General features: G+C 44.0%; 18 protein-coding genes. 10 read left to right on the forward strand and 8 right to left on the reverse strand.

Annotated features, from left to right (window positions below; all coding sequences use genetic code 11):
- From E0F88_RS31315 to uvrA, 4 genes are all read left to right on the forward strand, one after another.
- On the forward strand, window positions 1-234 hold a 234-nt coding region (locus E0F88_RS31315), incomplete at its 5' end, for an integrase core domain-containing protein (RefSeq protein WP_165940047.1).
- Between the two features lie 711 nt (window positions 235-945).
- Window positions 946-1,233: a transposase gene (locus tag E0F88_RS31320; protein ID WP_131962366.1), complete on the forward strand. Its 288-nt coding sequence runs from the start codon at window positions 946-948 to the stop codon at window positions 1,231-1,233.
- 17 nt (window positions 1,234-1,250) lie between these two features.
- A complete protein-coding gene (locus tag E0F88_RS31325) occupies window positions 1,251-2,120 on the forward strand; it encodes an IS3 family transposase (protein ID WP_229213972.1) in 870 nt (289 codons plus the stop codon).
- Between the two features lie 567 nt (window positions 2,121-2,687).
- A complete protein-coding gene (gene uvrA, locus E0F88_RS31330) occupies window positions 2,688-5,207 on the forward strand; it encodes an excinuclease ABC subunit UvrA (protein WP_131962370.1) in 2,520 nt (839 codons plus the stop codon).
- 272 nt (window positions 5,208-5,479) lie between these two features.
- Here the strand turns inward: uvrA and E0F88_RS31335 are convergent, their stop codons facing one another.
- Entirely contained in the window at window positions 5,480-5,752 is a 273-nt protein-coding gene (locus E0F88_RS31335) for a response regulator (RefSeq protein WP_131962372.1), read from the reverse strand.
- Window positions 5,753-5,802: 50 nt separating this feature from the next.
- On the reverse strand, window positions 5,803-6,216 hold the full coding sequence (locus E0F88_RS31340; RefSeq protein ID WP_131962374.1) for a response regulator: 414 nt from the start codon (window positions 6,214-6,216) through the stop codon (window positions 5,803-5,805).
- A 70-nt stretch (window positions 6,217-6,286) separates the two neighbouring features.
- Here E0F88_RS31340 and E0F88_RS31345 point away from each other — a divergent pair, with 70 nt between their 5' ends.
- Window positions 6,287-6,784 (forward strand): hypothetical protein, encoded by a 498-nt coding sequence (locus E0F88_RS31345; RefSeq protein ID WP_131962376.1) that lies wholly within the window; start codon window positions 6,287-6,289, stop codon window positions 6,782-6,784.
- Between the two features lie 59 nt (window positions 6,785-6,843).
- On the opposite strand, the gene E0F88_RS31350 is transcribed toward E0F88_RS31345, so the two are convergent.
- A complete protein-coding gene (locus tag E0F88_RS31350; protein ID WP_131962378.1) occupies window positions 6,844-7,209 on the reverse strand; it encodes a winged helix-turn-helix transcriptional regulator in 366 nt (121 codons plus the stop codon).
- 108 nt (window positions 7,210-7,317) lie between these two features.
- On the opposite strand from E0F88_RS31350, the gene E0F88_RS31355 reads away from it, so the two are divergent.
- Window positions 7,318-8,061 (forward strand): SDR family NAD(P)-dependent oxidoreductase, encoded by a 744-nt coding sequence (locus tag E0F88_RS31355; protein WP_131962380.1) that lies wholly within the window; start codon window positions 7,318-7,320, stop codon window positions 8,059-8,061.
- A gap of 1,154 nt (window positions 8,062-9,215) precedes the next feature.
- Here the strand turns inward: E0F88_RS31355 and E0F88_RS31360 are convergent.
- The gene (locus E0F88_RS31360) at window positions 9,216-10,166 is read right to left on the reverse strand and encodes an aldo/keto reductase (protein ID WP_131962382.1); all 951 of its coding nucleotides are present in this window, start codon (window positions 10,164-10,166) and stop codon (window positions 9,216-9,218) included.
- 100 nt (window positions 10,167-10,266) lie between these two features.
- On the opposite strand from E0F88_RS31360, the gene E0F88_RS31365 reads away from it, so the two are divergent.
- A complete protein-coding gene (locus tag E0F88_RS31365; protein WP_131962384.1) occupies window positions 10,267-10,950 on the forward strand; it encodes an IclR family transcriptional regulator in 684 nt (227 codons plus the stop codon).
- A 631-nt stretch (window positions 10,951-11,581) separates the two neighbouring features.
- On the opposite strand, the gene E0F88_RS31370 is transcribed toward E0F88_RS31365, so the two are convergent.
- From E0F88_RS31370 to E0F88_RS31385, 4 genes are read right to left on the reverse strand one after another with little or no spacing between them, the layout of a single operon-like run.
- On the reverse strand, window positions 11,582-12,685 hold the full coding sequence (locus E0F88_RS31370; protein WP_165940205.1) for an efflux RND transporter periplasmic adaptor subunit: 1,104 nt from the start codon (window positions 12,683-12,685) through the stop codon (window positions 11,582-11,584).
- The gene (locus E0F88_RS31375; protein ID WP_131962388.1) at window positions 12,666-15,872 is read right to left on the reverse strand and encodes an efflux RND transporter permease subunit; all 3,207 of its coding nucleotides are present in this window, start codon (window positions 15,870-15,872) and stop codon (window positions 12,666-12,668) included. The genes E0F88_RS31370 and E0F88_RS31375 overlap by 20 nt, the downstream gene beginning before the upstream one ends.
- Before the next feature lie 21 nt (window positions 15,873-15,893).
- Entirely contained in the window at window positions 15,894-17,273 is a 1,380-nt protein-coding gene (locus tag E0F88_RS31380) for a TolC family protein (protein ID WP_131962390.1), read from the reverse strand.
- On the reverse strand, window positions 17,270-17,689 hold the full coding sequence (locus tag E0F88_RS31385) for a response regulator (RefSeq protein WP_131962392.1): 420 nt from the start codon (window positions 17,687-17,689) through the stop codon (window positions 17,270-17,272). Before E0F88_RS31385 ends, E0F88_RS31380 begins: the two co-directional genes overlap by 4 nt.
- Before the next feature lie 153 nt (window positions 17,690-17,842).
- Here E0F88_RS31385 and E0F88_RS31390 point away from each other — a divergent pair, with 153 nt between their 5' ends.
- The 3 genes from E0F88_RS31390 to E0F88_RS31400 are packed head-to-tail and all read left to right on the forward strand — an operon-like array spanning window position 17,843 to window position 20,308.
- Window positions 17,843-18,520 carry a response regulator transcription factor gene (locus E0F88_RS31390; RefSeq protein ID WP_131962394.1) on the forward strand — a complete coding sequence of 226 codons (678 nt, stop codon included), beginning with the start codon at window positions 17,843-17,845 and terminating at the stop codon, window positions 18,518-18,520.
- Window positions 18,517-19,887 carry a sensor histidine kinase gene (locus E0F88_RS31395; RefSeq protein ID WP_131962396.1) on the forward strand — a complete coding sequence of 457 codons (1,371 nt, stop codon included), beginning with the start codon at window positions 18,517-18,519 and terminating at the stop codon, window positions 19,885-19,887. The genes E0F88_RS31390 and E0F88_RS31395 overlap by 4 nt, the downstream gene beginning before the upstream one ends.
- Before the next feature lie 31 nt (window positions 19,888-19,918).
- Window positions 19,919-20,308 (forward strand): YidH family protein, encoded by a 390-nt coding sequence (locus E0F88_RS31400; protein ID WP_131962398.1) that lies wholly within the window; start codon window positions 19,919-19,921, stop codon window positions 20,306-20,308.
- The last annotated feature ends 10 nt before the right edge of the window (window positions 20,309-20,318 follow it).

Consider the following 20,318-nt stretch of genomic DNA (forward strand, 5'->3'; position numbering starts at 1 on the left):
CAGAGTATGTCACGCGCTGACGATCCTTATGATAACGCCTGGGCTGAATCTCTTTGGAGCCGACTCAAGGCGGAATTAGAAATGCCTAAGGGAGGTTATGAAAGTGTTGAAAACCTAACAACTGTTTTATTCGAATACATCGATGGATATTACAATATCCGAAGGTTACATTCCGGGTTAAATTATTTAAATCCAGTAGCCTTTGAAAACTTGTATTACAAAAAAACAGGATGATATTTCAGTGGTAATTATTTAACTAACCTGCGAAAAGTGTAAACCGAAAGTGAACCACGTCAAACCTCCTAGTTATTTCTGTGGAAAAGCTTGATGCTATACGCCAGTATTAATTTGCAAGAAGATGTTGATAAAACATCCTCGATGACCGGATTATCAACATCGTATACTTAACTAGTCGGCAGTCGTGGCAATATTTGCGGCAACTGCCGACTATTTAAGTGTTGAACATACACGATTTAGTCTAATCCTTTTCAGAAACGAAAATTACCTCAGACGGGATGGTATATTATTATGGAGAATTGGCGATGATAGCAAATCGATGCCCGTCAACTAGATCGGAGCAATATTAGATTTAAGATTGGAAATCTTTGATATAACCCAACCTAGTCAGGTGAACTCACACTGTAAGAGCATTAGCCCGTGTATTCTATTTTGTTCTAACCACGGACGCGTAAGATGAGCGGTGGTGCAAAATCTAAACGGGCTAATCTCCCTGATAGATCTGATCCAGTATGTTGAACTATAATATTAATATTGCCTTGAACATCACTTAATAAATTCACTATCCATACTTGACATTTTTAGGGTAAATTCAAACGAACTGAATACCCAATTATTCACAAAGAAATTTAACCACTTTTAAGAATATTTTCCCTTTTGAGATTGTCTAATAAAACCGCACACTAAATTCTCTTAATTTTGTGTGAAATGGAAAAGAAAACAGCCAGCCGAAAACGTCGTAAATACGATGAAAATTACAAGCAGGAGATCTTAAAGATGATCAATTCTGGCCGTAGTGTGCCTGAAGTTGCTCGAACGATGGGCTTAGGCGAGAATCTGGTTTACAAGTGGAAAGCTGAATCAAGAATCCAGGAAAGTCCAGAAGAAAAGTCTGTAAATTCTGAATTGGATCAACTTCGCAAACAAATTCGACAACTTGAGACAGAGCGGGATATTTTAAAAAAAGCGCTCGTTATTTTTGGCCGGGGGACATAACAAAATCCTACGAAGTAATCGAAGCATTGTCATCCGAGTATCCAGTTCGAGTACTATGTTCCGTTCTGAATGTTGGTTTTGGGGTGTTTTATGCTTGGAAACGATCAGAGACATACGTACTCGGAAATGCAAAAAAGGATTTGGCAGAGCAAGTAAAGGTTGTTTTTGATGATCATCGGTGTCGTTATGGAGCGATAAGAATAAGTAAAGAATTGCAATCCAGAGGTGTGAAAATTGGACGCCATCAAACTCAGACGTTGATGAGAATACAGAATTTAAAGGCGATACAGCCCAAGAGTTTTGTCCCGAAAACGACAGATTCAAACCATAAATTTGGACGGAATGCTAATTTATTACTCGATAGAGCACCGCCAATACAGCCTAATGAAGTATTTGTAGGTGATATAACGTACATTCCTTTGGCCGACGGGTCCTTTCTTTATCTAGCCACTTGGCTTGATATGTTTAGTAGAGTGATAGTTGGTTGGGATCTGGATGATAATATGCGTAGTGATCTGGTAATAAACGCCTTATTTAAATCGATTGAAAGGCGAAACCTGAACGATGAACTAATTATCCATACCGACGGAGGTGGACAGTATGCATCTGAAGACTTTCGAAAGCTGGTAAAAAAGCATAAGTTCAACCAAAGTATGACGCGAAAAAACAATCACTATGACAATGCAATGGGTGAAAGCTTATTTAGCAGATTTAAGGCCGAATTAATGCAGAAGGGAACGTTTCTCAATTTTGATGACGCATACACGGAGATTTTTGAATACATCGAAATATACTACAACCGAAAACGGAGACATTCAGGTATCAATTATGAAATACCTGCTGAATTTGAAGAGAACTTTCAAAGACAATCAAATAAATCAACCTAAATTTGAGTCAGACAAAAGACTACACGGCTTCCTAACGCAGGGGCAGATATTCAAATATTTGTCCTTCGTTTCGAAGAAATTTTGAAACTCTTATACAATTAACCGTGCGGCAAAATTAGCACACCTCATTTGACATAAGGGTTTCTTTTCTGATGTAGTTGTCTTTGCTAGATGTGTAGCCAAAAGCTACTTTTTTGGCTCGCTGTAGCGCTCTAGTGAAATTGGTTGCAATGTTCGCGTCGAAGGTGCCGTCCACTGAGTTCAAGTCTGTGAAATGATCGGTTTATTATGGCGCCGTCCAAAATCACCCAACTCGAAGCGTGAATCAGGTGGATACTGCTTAGATTTCACAAGCGTTTCTGACTAAGATATCGACATAGGCCTTTGCAGGATTGTTTTTCCGATGTCCCATCCAAAATATCCTTGCTTTTAGGGTTTTTCGTATTCCCCGGTGATTCGCCAACCTTAACTACTTTAAAATTCGATTACGCAACCATCAAATAAAGTTACGAGCTTTGCTTAACAAGTACTTCCATATTTTCAAAGTGCATTTTTATCCCAGATCCAATGTCAAAAGAACTAATATCGCATCCTGACTTCAATTTTGTCAAAGTACAGGGAGCAAAACAGAATAACCTGAAGAATGTTGATCTGGAAATTCCCAGAAATGCGCTGGTGGTATTTACAGGTGTCTCGGGTTCTGGCAAATCATCACTGGCTTTTGGGACATTGTACGCCGAAGCGCAGCGTCGTTACCTGGAATCAGTCTCTCCGTATGCGAGGCGACTGTTTAATCAAATGTCCATTCCTCAGGTGGATAGTATAGATGGTCTTCCTCCGGCTATCGCTTTGCAGCAGCAGCGGGGAGCTGTAAGCACACGTTCTTCTGTGGGCAGCGTCACGACGATCTCAAATCTGATCAGGATGCTGTATTCGAGGGCAGGAGATTATCCGCCAGGTCAGTCCATTGTATATGCAGAATCGTTTTCACCAAACACACCGGAAGGCGCCTGTCCGGAATGCCACGGTTTGGGGGTTGTTTATGAAGTGACAGAGCATTCGATGGTGCCCGATGATTCACTCTCGATCAGGGAAAAAGCCATCGCAGCGTGGCCCACCGCCTGGCAAGGGCAGAACCTAAGGGAAATACTGATGACACTTGGTTACAATGTGGACGTACCCTGGCGCGATCTTCCCAAGAAAGACAGGGACTGGATCTTGTTTACCGAGCAGCAGCCTGTTGTTCCGGTTTATTCCGGACTTACTATGGCGCAAGTTCAACAAGCTTTGGCGCGAAAAATGGAGCCCAGCTATATGGGTACATTTACCGGCGTGAAACGGTATGTGATGCAAACATTTGCGAATTCACCGAGTCAGGCAATGAAAAAGCGCGTGTCAAAATTTATGCGAGGCGCGCAATGTCCCGTCTGCCATGGAAAGCGCCTGCGTGCTGAGCCTTTATCCGTGAAGTTTGCAGGGATGGACATTGCTGAATTTTATCAGTGCAATATCAAGAATTTACATGAGATAATATTTTCATCCGTAAAAGCCAAAAGTACCGACCCAGACCATCCGGAAAAGGCTTTGGTTCTTCAACGGATAGGTCATGATCTGTTATCCCGCCTGGATGTACTCATTGACCTGGGACTGGGGTATTTGACTCTTGAACGTAGTACCCCAACGCTTTCGCCGGGAGAATTGCAGCGCCTGCGGCTGGGCACTCAGATACACTCCAATCTTTTTGGCGTTGTCTATGTGCTCGACGAGCCATCGGCAGGTCTTCATCCTGCCGACACACAGTCATTGCTGCGGGCCCTGGACCGGTTAAAAACAGCCGGTAATTCGCTTTTTGTAGTCGAACATGAGGTTGAAATTATTCGCCATGCGGACTGGGTTGTTGATGTAGGGCCGGGCGCGGGCGAAAAGGGGGGTGAAATACTTTACAGTGGTCCATTACAGGGATTGGCAATGATTCACAAGTCTGTTACAAGGCAATATCTGTTCAATGTAGATCAAAGCCAAACGCCTGCAAGAGAGCCAAAAGGATGGTTGCGATTAAGGGACGTAAGCCGAAATAATTTAAAGAATGTCGATGCCGACTTTCCATTGGGCGTATTAACCAGCGTCACTGGCATATCGGGTTCGGGGAAGAGTAGTCTGATCAGTCAGGCGCTTGTAGAGCTTGTTTTAGAGAAATTAGGGCAGCAAATACCAAGCACAGATGATCAGCAAGATAATTTGCTTCAAGCAGAAAGCCCGAAAACAACGACGGGCTATATCCTGGAAGGGATCAGTCACATCCGCAGGTTAATACCGGTAGATCAGAAGCCCATCGGACGCACGCCAAGATCAAACCTGGCGACCTACACAGGCCTTTTTGATCATGTGCGTAAATTGTTTGCAAATACCAAAATGGCAAAGAGCCGAAAATATGATGCAGGACGTTTTTCCTTTAATGTCGCAAAAGGGCGCTGTCCGAATTGCGAGGGAGAAGGCTTTGTAATGGTTGAGCTTTTGTTTCTTCCCAGTGTTTATACGCCATGCCCGGCCTGTGGTGGAAGTCGTTACAATGAAAAGACGTTGGAAGTTACCTATAATGACAAAAATATTGCCGATGTACTTGCCCTGGCCGTCGATGAGGCGTTTGACTTTTTTGAGTCTGAACCTCAGATCAACCGGGCGCTTGATGTGGTTCGTCAGGTTGGTCTGGGATATCTTCGTCTGGGGCAACCGGCTACGGAGCTTTCAGGTGGGGAGGCACAGCGAATCAAGCTGGCCACCGAGTTGCAACGGGCTCAGCATGGCAGTACATTGTATATTCTTGATGAGCCAACGACGGGACTGCACCCTTCCGATGTGGACAATTTACTTGTTCAGCTCAACAAGTTGGTTGATCAGGGAAATACGGTCATTTTAATAGAACACGACATGCAAGTGGTCGCAAACAGCGACTGGGTGATCGACGTTGGTCCAGGTGCCGGAGATGAAGGTGGTCAAATCGTCGCTTTTGGTTTGCCAGCAACTGTTGCCCGTCAACCAGCAAGTCAAACAGGAAAATATCTGGCAATGTCATTTCCACAGGGGTGAACACGAAGGAATCCAGGAGCGTCATAGGACTATGAATGCCTGAATTTTCTACGCGAGAATGTTAGATTCCAACAGATCAAATCCATCAGTATCTGCACACCAATTCAAAAGCTGGAAGAGAGATTTGGTGATTTTTTTTCAACTTAGACGGATCGGAATAGAAGCAGAAAGCAACAGATAGAACAGGTTTTAAAAATTTGAATAGCAAATGAGCTACAACCCTTACGGTCTGAGCCAATGACGGTTTAGGTAGATGTTGCTGCTCCTGACAGCTACTGTGCATCACGACAGAGGCTTTTTTTATATTGATTGGCTTGCTTTATCTTCTTATGCGCTTGATAACCATTCATTTCAGGCAATTGGAAATCCAGAAAAATTACCCGCGCAGGTACGCTTCCGCTGTTAATAGGATCTGACAATGAATCAAGTAGCGTCGGCGCGCCCTGCAAAAAGCGGGCGGGGTAATCAGCAACAATTCGGTTAAGGAAAGATCCCAGAAATAGTCGTTGGTCGGTCGAATCGTCTACAACATATATGGACTGCATTTTTGAGTAATTTCATTCCGGCTCTGCATTGAAATCATCATTACGGTTCCTTACCTGGCCCCTTTGACCTTTTCCCCTTTGATTTCGTCTCGTTCTTCCAGCTGCTGGTCTGCATCCGGAGCAGATTTGTCAATGCCATGATCATCTTCGGTGTCTTGCTGAAAGTTGTCGTTGGCATTTCTGCCAGAAGCGAGCGACTTTTTGACCACTTGGTCCCTTGCAGGTAGGATCGTTTTGATTTTCGGGTTCCATGATAGGCATTTTATCCATGATGTGTGATATGTATAAATAACGTTCGTGGCATTTTGTATGCCTTTGGTTGTATGCAGGTTAGCGGCCCAAAATTTGCAAACTGACTGAAATGTATTCTTAGGAATAGAATAATTCACAGCTTTGACAATCACTGCGTTTGCACCGGCCTGGTAGCATTGTTGAATTTGAAGCGCGGAATTATCACTGGTCATGATCACAATGGGAATGTCATTAATCTGGGGACAGTCCGCTAAATGTTGGCTGCAGTAATATCCGTAGCAGTTGGACGCCATTCATATTGCCGCTGCCGCTAAATACGTGACAATCGGCGTCGGTTTTGATGTTTTTGCCCAGATGCTTTGTTATGTGGCCATGTTCAGAAACGCTTTGGGAAATGCGGTCATGGGCGCTTTTTTTAGCGAAAATGTGTACCGGCTCACTCAGGATTATCTGCAAAAACTGGCTTCAAAAATAGATGCAAACAGGCTCGAACCACTAGCCGCAGGGATTTACAATCAATCTTTGAAAAGTGGCTTGCCAAGCTTTCATGCTTCACAGCTGGCTTCCAAAGCAGTCGCTGCCAGATTAAACCAGCAGGCAATGCTTCTGGCCGGCAGAGATATCTTTGGTTGGGTAAGCGTTTTTGGTGTGATCGTTCTGATAGGGATCTGTCTTTATCACTTTTCGGCACCCTTGATCAAACATTCCCATCGTGGCAAAATCAATATAAAATCGTTAAGCGGACTGTATCCTGACATTGCTGCCCTGATAACTTCGTAGCTGATAATATTACTGGATCAATCATATCGACAGATGACAGACAAACCGTGTCCGTTTAATCATAATTCACCAACTTTTATCTTATGCCTGTGCTCTGTTCCCCAATCAGCAAGTGCCTGAATGATGGGTTCCAGGGTATGGCCATAGGCAGTCAATTCGTATGTTACGGTTACCGGTTTGGTTGCATTGACGGTTCTGGTAATGAGCCCGTTGATTTCCAGGTCCTGCAACTCTTTTGAAAGCATTTTGGCTCCAAGACCGTCAATCTGCCTCTGCAAATCTGTAAAATTCTTTTTTCCATACAGCAGAACGCTAATTACTTTGATCTTCCATTTACCACTGATCAGATCAAGAGTATCCTGTATGGCAAAAAGGATTTTAGAACAATCTGCCTGCTGCTGGGCTTGTGTCATAATTTTCTCCATTATCATCATGTTACTCAGGGAACTGACTATACTTTGGGAAACCCATATCAAAAGTAAAGTTAACAGAGTTTACTTTTGATTAAACAATTTGTTAGAATAAAATATCCAATGAAAAAATTTGAAAACAAGATAGCAGTCGTTACCGGAGGAAATAGTGGCATGGGTCACGGAACAGCAAAAGTTCTAAAAGAAATGGGGGCTACTGTCATCATTACAGGAAGAAGAAAAGAGGCCATCGAAAAAGCTGCACAGGAACTGGGAGTTACGGCAATTTTATCAGATCAGGCAAACCTTAAAGATATTGATAATTTGGTAAGCGAGGTTACTGAAAAATTTGGAAAAATTGATATACTTTATATCAATGCCGGCATATCGGCAACAGCTTCCATTGAACTGGAAACACCGGAAAACTTTGATAAGATTAACAATATTAATTACAGGGGTGTTTTTTTTACTTTGAGCAAATTCATTCCCCATCTCAATGACGGCGCATCTGTTATAATCTTTTCCTCTGTTCTGGCTTCGACAGTGAGTCCTGGTTTGAGTGTTTACAGCGCAAGCAAAGCAGCAGTAAATTCTATCGTAAAAACAGCCGCACTAGAACTTGCATCAAGGAAAATCAGGGTCAATTCCATTAGTCCGGGTGCAATTGATACCGAATTATTCAGCAAAATGGGCATGGATGATGAAGCCTTAAATGGCATGACCGACTACCTGATCGGCTTAACGCCACTTGGCCGTATTGGAAAGCCAAAGGAAATAGGCCAGCTTGTTGCCTTCATATCCAGCGATGAGGCTTCATTTATCACTGGTTCAGACCATGTCATTGATGGAGGAGCCACACTTCTTTAAGCGATTTAATAAATTAAAATCTTGCTATTCGCAAAAACAACCATCGTTTGCCAGCTTTAATACTGACAAACGATGGTTTTAAATTTGTATGACTCTAACAGAAAATATTACCAATCAGCAAGTCATTATTCAGACCATTCGTAAAATAAGTGATTTATACATCGGGTAATCAAGCCAATAATTCTGCACCATAAGCGGAACCAGGAAACTGAATCTACACCGTACTGAACACCGTTTGGCAGTATTTCCCTAATCCGTTCAATCACATTTTCATTCAGATTGTTGATGGTATGGGTAGCACCGAGTTCTTTTGGGAATCCAGGCTGTCCTGACTAAGATTGACTGCAATAATCGTTGATGGCTTTGATCATTTTTAAAGTATGAAATACCGAAGGAAAGATATATTCATCGTAGCCTTGAATAAACGGGTCAGGGTCCGTTGGCTGAAACCGGTTTCTCTATTCAGCAACACTAGGCTCAATGGTTCAAATAAATGCCGCCCGGTGTATTTCAGCACCGGACACATCCGTTCGTTTTCTGTTGTAGGCAGCGCAATGGGAAGGGCTTTTTTGCTAAACTTCGGAAGATTGCTTTTTATACCAGCTAAGAACTGAAATCTGCTATTGGGTGGTCTAATATTTCCGTTCCATTACTCTGTGTATGCCAGCACCTGAGATAAAAGTGGTTTGATAAAATATATGCCGCCTTTGTAAAAAATGGATTTGAATCTTCATCATCAACATAGAAATATAACGAGCTGACTTTTACGGATATGTGCATCTTAATGAAGTGTGTAGGATGTTTCGGCATCCAAACATAATACCGCGCGGGTATGACAAGCGTGTTATCAGTAAGATGTATGAAGGCAACGCCTCCCTGGCTATAAATCAGTTGACCTTTATGATGTGTGTGTGCAGGCCGTAGAAACTCGCTGTTAAAATGAATTAAATGGAGTAGGAATTCATCAACGCTGGTGAGAAAATCAGATGATAAGCATTGGGCTACTGAAAAACTGCATCAGGAATGCAATTTACCGAAAACGACCTTCAATAAGTATAAGCACAATACGCCAAAAGTTATGATTGATTTACTTTTCCATCCTGATAAAATTCCGGCATAACCACATGTTATGCCGGAATCAATTTACCATTTTACTAATAGGCGCTGGCTTGGTTCAATACTTCCAGATCGCTGCTGTCCAGATTAATATTCGGCGCTTGGGTCAAAACTGCTAACTGCTGCTTTGAAGTAGCACTTACAATAGGGGCAACGATATGTGGCTGATTAAGCAGCCAAGCCAATGCAATCGTAGCGGGTTGTGTGTCATGTTTGGCAGATACCTTATCCAGCGCTGAGAGAATACCTAAACCTTTTTCGTTCAGATATTGATTTGCGCCACCACCACGTGGGCTTTTGCCAAGATCATCTGCTGAACGGTATTTGCCGGTCAGAAATCCCGAAGCAAGCGAATAATAGGGAAGTACCGACAATTTATATTGATCGATAACAGGTTCATATTTTGTTTCAAATTCGCTTCTTTCGATCAGATTGTAGTGCGGCTGATATACTTCGTAAGCAGGAATGCCCTGGTTTTTAGCGTATGTCATGGAAGAAACAAGATTTTCAACGCTTAGATTGGATGCGCCGATATGCCGCACTTTTCCTTCTTTTACCAGCTGCGCATGTGCATCCATCGTTTCTTCTACCGGCGTTTTTCCATCCTCAATGTGGGTATAATACAGATCAATATAATCTGTTTGCAAACGAAGTAAGGATTCTTCTACGGTTTTGATGATATTTTCCTTGCTTACATCAGCGGGTCTGTCATTGTTTTGGAAGCCAACTTTGGTAGCGATAACCATGTCCTGACGGTTGCCGCGCAGTTTCAGCCACTTGCCGATAATGGCTTCGGATTCTCCGCCCGTGTTGCCTGGCACCCAAAACGAGTAAGTATCCGCAGTATCTATAAAATTGAAACCTGCTTCTGCAAAGGCATCCAAAATATCAAAAGATTCTTTCTCATTCAACGTCCATCCAAATACATTGCCACCGAAATTAATTGGGGCTACCTGCAGACCTGTTGTTCCTAATGTTACTTTTTTCATTTGTAAATATTTTACTTGATGTTTCAAAATTGACGTATTTTTGGAAATACTCCGGTATACCTCATTAGTAAATGTTGAAAAATCCAATATAGTTGAACAAATGATTCAATCCGTTAAAAGGACATTCGATATTCTGGAATATGTAGCCGCAAACGGCAACCTTGTCCGCCTGAACGATATTGCTCAGGCATTGGGTCTTCAAAAAACAACGGTGCATAATTTTTTGGCTGGTCTCAAGGAATTGGGCTATGTTGAACAGGATGAGTTAACACCTCGTTACCGCATTACATCCAAGATCCAGCATTTGGACTTTTCAGCTATTCCGTACCATCAATTACGCACTGATTTAAAGCCGGTGATGGAAAAACTAACTGCTGAAAGTGGGGAAACTTCCTTTATGGCCATACAGCTGGGCAGTTATTTCAGGTATGAATGGAAATGCGAACCCAACAGGTCGTTACGAATTTCACTTGAACTGGGGAAAGAATTTGAGATGAAGCATACGGCAATAGGAAAAGTATTCATGGCTTATTCGCCGCATTTATCGAATACTATTTACAAAGAGGTAAACGAAATCCGAATGCAGCAAAATGAAATGCAGGGTATAATTGATAGGGGCTATGCCATTGATCTGGAAGAATATGAAAAAGAACTTAATTGTATAGCTGTTCCCTATTTTTATAAGGACAGGATTATATCGGTCATCGGACTGTCCGGTCCGGCGCACAGGTTTGATAAAAGTAAAATGGAGGCGATGGCTGATTTTGTTAAGTGTCGGATTTAGATATTCCATTCAAATTTCAGATTTCAAAACTTTCTAATACTCAATCTAGGCTAAGACTATTTCTTAATTCAGTTTGTGGGTACAGCCGACAGGTATGGCCAACTTTACGGAAAACTAATCTACAAACGCCGTATGGATCATCGGCTGGGACATGCTTAAAAGAAGAACTGGCCACTGCCAATGAAAAGCTGTTCTCGCTAAACGAAAACATGCAATCCTTTTAACGAAGAGCTTTTATCAACTAATGAAGAAATGCAGAGTGCCATTGAGGAAATGGTAATCCGTAGAAAAGTTTCTTCTTCTAAAAATCGATCAAATCTCTGATTTCTCTTGCCTTATAATAGGGTCACAAAACCGTTTTGATCAGTCTGTCTGTGCTGTTTCAATAACTGTCGATCAGAACATCTTTATTTATTTTTAACCGCTTGTGATTTTTAGGGTACGTATCTTGATGATTAATAACGCCCGACCTTGTCTCAAGCCGATCAACCGTCTGACTTGTCAGAAAAATGATGGCGCCTAAAAAGATTATCAAAAAAAGGATTAAATTGATCATAACAGATACACTTTCAACTGCAAAGTATTATATGATTGATTGCATTTTAACTTTATAGTCATCAATTCTCACCAATCATTTCATCGCTATTTTAGTCCCATTTTTCAGATCGTTTCGAGGATTGGTAATAATGCGGTCACCGACGTGAAGATTTCCAAAAACTTCTGTCATCGTATCCGACTGCTGACCGGGTTTGATCTCAACATATTCAGCCAAACCGTTTTGTAGACGAACGACATACTGTCTTTCGGTTGATGTCAGAATTGCAGAACTGGGAACAGACATTGCTCCGGCAGTGCCATCGGAAGCCATACTGATTTCAGCAAACATTCCTGGTCTTATGAGCTGGTCGTTATTTTTGACATCAATTTCAACGGTTTCTGAGCGGAATTTCTCATTCATGTTACCCGAACGCCGACTGATTTTTCCTGTGAATTTTTTTCCAGGCATTGCATTTACTTCAAACGTGACTTCTTTTCCGTTCTCAACACCTAAACTGTACGTTTCAGGAATATCAACGACCAGTCTGAGACGGTTTTGCTGCTGTAGCATCAGCATGGGTCCGGCAAGTTTCATGCCTGAACCAACCAATGCGCCAGGGTGAACGTTTCTTTCTGTGATAACACCATCAAAAGGAGCACGAACTACCAGATAGGATTTGATTTTGGCTAATGCGCCGAAATTAGCCTGTTCACCCATAGCCGCTGCACTATCGGCCATCATTTTTGCATGCGCACTTTCCAGATCCAGTGCCGATACAGAGCCGCTAATCCTGCTTCCTGCGAGCAGCCTTCTGTAATGTTCTGCACTACCCACCAGCATGGCTTTTGCCTTGAGGTAATTCGAGCGGGCTGCCACCAGCTGCTCCTCGGTTTCTGGCGCTTCGAGAACCATTAAAACCTGACCTTTGTGAACCTTGGATCCCCGGTCTACCAGTACTTTTTCAACAAAACCGTCCGCTTTGGGATAAATACTTACCTGCTGAAAAGGTAAAAATTCTCCGGGCAACTGAATTTGCTGCCCCACTTTCTGGCTTGAAACTGTGCCAAACTCATGCGTTGGTGAAAATTTCTTTTTCTTATCTTTTGAAGTGGCCTCGGCTGATTCTGTCGAGGAGCAAGCGCTCAAAATAGTTAAGCTTAGCGCCAAAGACAAGCCACTATATAGTATGTTTTTCATAAGTTGAAGATTGATCGGGATGAGAACTGCCATTGGAATGTTCAATAAATTGAGAAGAATTAACCTCGTCAGGTAAAAGTGATGGGTCTTTAAATGTGGTTGTACCCTGCAGCCAAACATAAACCTGCGGAACAATGTAAAGAGCGGCAAGCGTTGAAGCGATTAATCCGCCTATAACGGCACGGCCGAGTGGCGCCACCTGTTCACCTGCTTCTCCGGTTCCTAATGCCATCGGAACCATCCCGGCAATCATGGCGAAACTCGTCATGAGTACGGGCCGAAGGCGAAGTCCGGCACTATCCAGCGCGGCGCGGCCTACATCCCGGTACTCCCAGCGAAGTCTTTCTGCATTGGTAACGATCAGGATCGCGTTGGCGACCGAGATACCCGTAGACATGATAATGCCCATGTATGATTGCAGATTCAAGGTACTTCCTGTCAAAAGAAGGATTGCAATGGAGCCCACAATAACTGCCGGGACTGTCGAGAGAATAACCAGTGATAATTTAAGCGATTGGTAATTGGCAGCGAGCAGCAGGAATATGACTACAATGGCGATGCCGAGTCCCAACTGTAAACTATCCAACGTTTCAGTCAGTAGCGAAGACATTCCCTTCACCTGTGTTACCAGTCCTTTGGGTGCCTCCCCCAGACCGGCAATCACTTTTTCGACCGCATTCGTTGCTGTACCCAAATCCGTATGATGAAGATTCGCTGAGACAGTAACGAAACGTCTTGGGCCAATACGGGCATATTCACCTGGAAGGGTATCAATTGAAAAAGTCGCTACATCGGCCAATACGGGACGGGACTGGCCGGCTACGAGCGGGATTTCCTGTAATTGTGAAAGGTTGCGCATGGCAAACTCAGGAATCTGCACCTGTACCTGATAGGTGTAAGCGGCCTTCGCGTCAAGCCACTGATTTTTCTCAGTAAAGCGGCTTGACGATGTCGAAGCTGTGATCGAGCGCGCTGTCTGCTGTAAATTCAGGCCCATGACAGCCAGTTTTTGGCGGTCCAGTTTAATGTTGATCACAGGAAATTTCAGCGGCTGTACGATACGCACGTCCCGCAGATTTTCAACTTGTGACAAGCCGTGTACTAATTTATTGGCATATGTTTCGATCTGCTTCATATCGCGTCCTGCCACCTGCACTTCGATGGGCGTAAAAGCGCCACCACTCATTAATTTTTCTGTCAGGTCGGCTGGCTCAAAAGATAATGTGGCATCCGGCATCTGCTCATTAACGGCATCGCGAATCCTCTCTTTCAAATCCTGCATATTGGTATGGTACTCACTATCAAGCCCCACTTTAATGACCGCATCGTTAGGACCACTGGTGCTCACATACAGGTTTGTGGTTGCGTAGTTGGTAGGGACCACGCCGACATAAGCCGAGGAAATGGCCAGGTGACCATCAGCAGCCTCATCAACCAGTTTGATCAATTCACCAACTTTTTCCTCCGTTCTTTCCAAACGGGTTCCATCAGGTGTTTTCAAACGGATCACCATCTGGCCCGAGTTCAGTTGAGGAAGCATATCTTTTCCAATCATAAGAAAACCCACAGCTGCCAGAGCGAAGACTGCTACCAGATACGCCACCACAATCAGGCGGTTGCTGCGCAGTAACCTTCGGTTCTGGCCCATGAAGCTTTCACGGATCCGGTCGAAAAAGGAAGGTTTTTTATCGATACTATCTCCATGAGAGATCTCCAGGTGGTCTTTTAGCATCCAATTGGCCAGTATGGGTACCAGACTTTGAGCAAGAAAATAAGATACGGTCATGGCAAAACCGATCGATAAAGAAAGCGGCAAAAACATAGCCCTGGGCACGCCTGTCATAATAAAGGAAGGCGCAAATACGGCTATGATACAAAGCAGGATCAGTAAGAGGGGCAGGGCAACTTCCTGACAGGCATCATAAATAGCCTGCTTTTTGGGCTTGCCCATTTCCAGATGCTGGTGAATGTTTTCAATGGTAACTGTTGCCTGATCCACAAGTACGCCAATGGCCAGTGCCAAACCTGACAGGGTCATGATGTTGATGGTCTGTCCGGCAAGGCTCAAAAACAGCACTGCTGCAATGATCGAAATGGGGATAGTCACAATGACAATGACCGATGAGCGCCAATCACCCAGAAAGAGCAGGACCATTAAACCTGTCAGAATTGCGCCAAGGCCTCCTTCGAATAACAAGCTTTTCACAGCGTTGATTACAAAGATTGACTGATCAAATTCGTAATTCACTTCAATATCATCAGGAAGCAAACTGCGCATTTCAGGCAGTTTGGCTTTTAAGGAAGTGACTACATCCCAGGTAGAAGCGTCCGCCGTTTTAACAACTGGGATATAGGAAGACCGGTTTCCGTTGACAACCGCATAACCAGCCGTAACATCTGATCCGTCCTGTATATTGGCCAGATCTTTTAAGAAAACAGTCCGGTGACCGTCTGTCGTAACAGGTATCTGACCAAAATCTGCGACCTGTTCTTCAAGTGAATTAAGGGTTGTGATGTAAGATGTGTTGCCAACGCGGATATTTCCCGATGGCGTCATAGCATTGTTAGCCGCAAGGGCCTCAACGACCTGATCAGGAGAAATATTTAAACTGCGCGCTTTCTGGGGATCCAGATTGATAACCACCGTTCTGGAATTTGTACCTATCGGGGGCGGTGCAGTCAGGCCAGGCACTGTTGAAAACAGAGGTCTGATCCGGGTTACTGCCAGCTCATGAATTTCTTTCAGTGAGCGCGTTTTACTACTGAATACCAGATCACCAATCGGTACCGACGAAGCATCATACCGAACCACCTGCGGAGGCAATGCGCCGGGCGGAAAGAATTTCATGGCCCTATTGACCTGAATGGCCACTTCGGCAGAAGCCTGTGCCATGTCGCTGCCTTCGTAAAAAGCCAGTTTTACAACGGTTAAGCCCTGCACGCTCCGGCTGGAAATTTCTTTTATACCGCCAATGTACAGGAACTGGTCCTGCATACGGGTAGCAAAAAATCCTTCCATTTGTGCTGGTGACATCCCACCATAGGGCTCGATGACATAGATCACAGGTGAATTAAGGCGTGGAAAAATGTCGATGGGTATCTTTGTTGCCGACATGACCGAGAAAACGATCAGTCCTGCGACCAGCACCAGGATTGAAATCGGTCTTTTTAATGAAGTTGATAGCATAAATCTGGTTTGTATAGGAACTTACTGACGCCGGAAAAGCGAGAAAAAATCTTCAAAATTGCTGGTTGCATACGCCCTATGCAGGCGGACGTTGACTGCTCTTCGCTGGATATTTACTGCCTGCTTTTCGACTGTCGTTAGCAGTTGTAATGCATCGGTCAGGCCCAAAATATTTTCAAGTCCGTTGTTGTAGAGCGAAAGCCGCTGCTGATAGGCCCGTTCAGCCGAATTCAGCGCAGTTGGCAATTCCAGCAGTGCAAGCCTGACTGTTGCCATCACCGAATCCGAGGTGGTAAGCATATTTTGCAATTGAAATTGCTGCGTTTCTAACTGGCTGCTGGCCTGTTTTACCCGCCACTGTTGCATTTGAGATCGGTTTTTGATCCGGTGGAAATCCATCAGGTTTACGGTTGCTGCTATACCGACCAAAAAATTCGTCCTGCTGAATCCAAACCCTGAGCCAATCGGGCCGAAATTATTGTCTATATCCAAACTCGTCCCACGGGCCCATGCTGATGTAAGCAGTGAGACTCTTGGTAATGCAGATTTTCTTATCAATTCAATTTCAGAAGTCTGTCTATTGACCAGATTAGTACGGTAACGCAGCAGCGGATGATCCGCTGTGAGTTTGATCTCAATGGGCTGCATCAAAAGCGCTTGCTGCTGAAAGCTAGTATCGATTTCCAGCGCGTTCACAGGCCTGGCCGTCAGTGTGGCCAATTGAATAAATGCCCGCTGGAGCTCTTCTTGCATCTGGAAATAATTCAGTTTGGCACGCGAGAATTCTACCGAGGCCAGTGAAGAATCAAGGCCCGGACGGATTCCGTTATTGACCAGATTACCAATAATCCGGCGAGCCGTGTCGACACGGGCAATGTTTCGCTCTTCGATTTTAAGGGTCTGTCTGAGCCAGAGCAGTTCCAGATACGTATTGATAACGGTTTGGCGGATACCAAATTTTTCATTTTCAACAGCCGCTTCACCAACTAGAATATCAGCCCTAGCCAGACGGTCTTCGGCCTGAAAACGTCCGAAATTGTATACCTCCCAGTCGGCGGTCGCCAAAGCAATGTTACCTGAGGCCAGATCTGAACTGTTTTCCGGGCGCCGTCCGCCGGAAGTCGGAACAATGAGCCCCATTGAAAAATAGGATCCCGAAAGCCCGTTAGCCGTGCCGACATTGATCTGATCGTGCAGACGCACATTGGGTAGCCGGTTGTCTTTGATAAGTTGGGCATTCACGCGCAGCGCTTCCAGCGCAGACTGCGCAGCGGACAGTGAAGGGTAATTCGAAAGGGCCGCATTTACTGCATCTTCTATCCCCATTACCTGGGCAAAAAGTGTATAAGGGAAGATTAAAACGATAAAAACACCGATCAAACGGCGTGATATTCTTCTCATGATTTGGTTAATAGTTTCTTAGCGAAATGAATAGCCCGGTCTAGAATGTATGTCCATTGGTCTTGAAATGCTGGTTTTAATAAATAACCTGTAACACTGGCTTGGTAAGCCTGAACAATATCGTTTGGAGAATGAGAGCCCGACAAAATGAAAACCGGTAAATGCCAAGCCAATGCAAGTGCGCGGACCTGGCGTAATATTTCAATACCATTTAAAGACGGTAACGTAAGATCAAGAAAAATCAGACTGGTTTCGATTTTTTGAGTTTTGCCAAGCATTGAAATTAAATCTTTACCATTTACACAGCGGCTCACAATGCAGTCAGAATGGGTTTGATTCACTGCCATTTCAAAAAAGAGAACATCATCATCGTCGTCATCTACCAGATAAACAGTCCATTCAGCGTTTGGTGTCATAAGCGGTGGCGTCAAAGTCCAAAGTAAATATGCAACCGATTAGAGGATAGTTAGAGGGTTATTAAAATATGATTAGAAGGGCGTCTTTACGCCAGTCTTCGGGCGAGGTTGCTTAATTTTGACCGGTGAAGTGTATGAGATCAGTTAAAAGCTATGAATGTTTTAGTCGTTGAAGATGACGTCGAATTAACCCAGTTCATTCAAAAAGGACTGCTTTCTGAGGGAGTTGCGGTTTCGGTCGCCTTTGACGGCGTTATCGGGCGCAGTATGGTCAATGAGCACCGCTTTGATGTGGTCATATTGGATGTGAACCTTCCGGGCATAAATGGTTTTGACCTTTGCCGTTTTATTAAAGAAAACTGGCCGGCCATTCCTGTGATCATGCTTACCGCGCTGGGTAGTCTGGATAATAAAGTGTTGGGGTTCGAAGCGGGAGCTGACGATTATTTATCAAAACCTTTTGCATTCAAAGAGTTGTTGTTCCGTCTGAAAGCATTAGCGAGACGACACCCGTCCCGGGCTCCGATGGCCAAACGACTGCAGTTACTGGATCTTGAAATGGAAACAGATTCACATAAGGTCTGGAGAGCCGGCGAGCGTATCGAGCTGACTGCAAGGGAATATGCGCTGCTTGAATATCTGATGCTCAACCAGGGAAAGGTAATGAACAGGGTTGATTTGCTTGAAAATGTCTGGGACGTTCATTTCAATACCAACACCAATGTGGTTGATGTTTATGTCAATTACTTACGTCGGAAAATTGACTGTATGGAACCCAGGCTGATTCACACTGTTTTTGGTGTTGGTTACATGATCGGGGCAGAGCCATGAGTATCAAGAGAAGGATCACGATCGGATTCGTTGTCTTGGTGGCAACTTTACTGCTTTTGTTTTCAGTTTTTATTTATCAGAATTACGAATCCTACCGTGAGTCTTTGATGCAAAGCAGACTGCAACGACGGGCACTTGCCGGACAATTGTATTTTCAGAACCGTTTAGAATTCCACCGCTCGAGCTATCTGACGCTTCCTGATCAGCATGAATGGCTGATCGACGAAAAAAACGAACTGGTCTACCAATCATCTGGTGCAAATGATTATCAGTTAACCAAAAATCTGCTTGCTCAAGCCCGTAGAAAAGAAGTATATTTTCAATATAACGCCAAACCCTGGAGCTCACCAAAAGAGGGGGTTGCCCTGTCATTCCTAATTGACGGATCACGATATGTTTCTGTGGTTACCGCTTATGATCTGACGGGAAGACAAGCCAATGAAAGCCTGCTTTTTATTCTGATTTCCGGAAATATAATAATGATGATTGTTGTAGCTTTTGCAGGGTTTTGGTTTGCCCAAAGGGCGCTGCTGCCATTTGATGGGTTGATAGGGCAAATGAACCCTGCAGCGGTTAATGATTTTTCATTTAGGCTTTCAACCCAATCGAAAGGTGATGAAGCGGCCTACCTGGCAAGTTCGTTCAACGAACTTCTGGCCCGTTTGCAAACTTTGGCCACGAGCCAGGAGCATTTTGTGGCGTACGCTTCTCATGAAATCCGTACACCACTGACGGTTGTAAAAGGTGTTTTAGAAACATCATTAGCTTATGATGAAAGCCTTGAAGATACCAAGCAAAGTATGGGAAAGGCACTTGTGCGTCTGGAAGGGGCAATCAATCTGGCCAATTCGCTTTTGCATCTGGCAGAAGTGGAAGGTTTGCCTGCGGGTCAGTTTAAGGAAGACATAAACATCGTCGATACGATTTTAGATACAATCACTTATTTAGGAGAAAAGCATCCAGACCAGCATATTGAATTGCAATTAACGGATAATTTTACAGAAAATACCTCCGCAATACGGATACTGGGAAATTCTACGCTGCTGCGTACTGTCCTAAACAATATCCTGGAAAATGCCAGCAAGTATTCTTTAAATAAACCTGTTGCGCTCATTGTTGATTTTGATAGGAATCTGGTGATGATCAAAGTGATCGACCAGGGAATGGGTATTCCCGCCGGCCAGCTTGATGACGTATTTCTGCCGATGATGCGGGCTGCAAATGTGGGCAATCTTCCGGGCTTTGGACTCGGGCTCACCATTGCCAAAAAAATCGTTGATATGCACCAGGGACAGCTTACCGTTAAATCTATGGCTGGACAGGGTACCACGGTTTGTATCCTGTTACCTACTTTATCGCTTTCCTGAATTTAAGTTATAATCAGAGCTATCTTTGTTTATGGATCGAAATAAAAAAGACGATATTCCCTTTAAGCCAAACGACCATCTTGCCAATGAGAGGACCTATCTGGCTTGGGTAAGAACAGGAATCGGCATTATGGCTTTTGGATTTGTAGTAGTCAAATTTTCTCTTTTTGTAAAACAGATAGGGTTTGCCTTAGGTACGAAAGTAAATACCGCTTCGCATGGATATTCTGCAATTATCGGTATTGTACTGGTTGCCATGGGTGTTTTGGCCATTTTGTTTTCTTTCTTGCAGTACCGAAAAACCGATCAGCAGCTCAGAAGCGGTGCGTACCAGCCGTCCACGGTACTGACGAGCGTTTTAACCGGAGTTATCTTGCTGATTAGTGTGGTTTTGATAGTATATCTTATCCAGAGCGTATAAGCTCAACGAG

The organism is Dyadobacter psychrotolerans (assembly GCF_004349265.1).
GTDB classification, from domain to species: domain Bacteria; phylum Bacteroidota; class Bacteroidia; order Cytophagales; family Spirosomataceae; genus Dyadobacter; species Dyadobacter psychrotolerans.

Excerpts from the sequence above, each read along its gene's own strand:
- E0F88_RS31335 (WP_131962372.1), bottom strand. The coding sequence starts at position 5,752 with ATGCAGTCCATATATGTTGTAGACGATTCGACCGACCAACGACTATTT.
- E0F88_RS31370 (WP_165940205.1), bottom strand. The coding sequence starts at position 12,685 with ATGAAAAACATACTATATAGTGGCTTGTCTTTGGCGCTAAGCTTAACT.
- E0F88_RS31380 (WP_131962390.1), bottom strand. The coding sequence starts at position 17,273 with ATGAGAAGAATATCACGCCGTTTGATCGGTGTTTTTATCGTTTTAATC.
- E0F88_RS31360 (WP_131962382.1), bottom strand. The coding sequence starts at position 10,166 with ATGAAAAAAGTAACATTAGGAACAACAGGTCTGCAGGTAGCCCCAATT.
- E0F88_RS31355 (WP_131962380.1), top strand. The coding sequence starts at position 7,318 with ATGAAAAAATTTGAAAACAAGATAGCAGTCGTTACCGGAGGAAATAGT.
- E0F88_RS31340 (WP_131962374.1), bottom strand. The coding sequence starts at position 6,216 with ATGACCAGTGATAATTCCGCGCTTCAAATTCAACAATGCTACCAGGCC.
- uvrA (WP_131962370.1), top strand. The coding sequence starts at position 2,688 with ATGTCAAAAGAACTAATATCGCATCCTGACTTCAATTTTGTCAAAGTA.
- E0F88_RS31390 (WP_131962394.1), top strand. The coding sequence starts at position 17,843 with ATGAATGTTTTAGTCGTTGAAGATGACGTCGAATTAACCCAGTTCATT.
- E0F88_RS31350 (WP_131962378.1), bottom strand. The coding sequence starts at position 7,209 with ATGGAGAAAATTATGACACAAGCCCAGCAGCAGGCAGATTGTTCTAAA.
- E0F88_RS31395 (WP_131962396.1), top strand. The coding sequence starts at position 18,517 with ATGAGTATCAAGAGAAGGATCACGATCGGATTCGTTGTCTTGGTGGCA.
- E0F88_RS31375 (WP_131962388.1), bottom strand. The coding sequence starts at position 15,872 with ATGCTATCAACTTCATTAAAAAGACCGATTTCAATCCTGGTGCTGGTC.
- E0F88_RS31400 (WP_131962398.1), top strand. The coding sequence starts at position 19,919 with ATGGATCGAAATAAAAAAGACGATATTCCCTTTAAGCCAAACGACCAT.
- E0F88_RS31365 (WP_131962384.1), top strand. The coding sequence starts at position 10,267 with ATGATTCAATCCGTTAAAAGGACATTCGATATTCTGGAATATGTAGCC.
- E0F88_RS31320 (WP_131962366.1), top strand. The coding sequence starts at position 946 with ATGGAAAAGAAAACAGCCAGCCGAAAACGTCGTAAATACGATGAAAAT.
- E0F88_RS31385 (WP_131962392.1), bottom strand. The coding sequence starts at position 17,689 with ATGACACCAAACGCTGAATGGACTGTTTATCTGGTAGATGACGACGAT.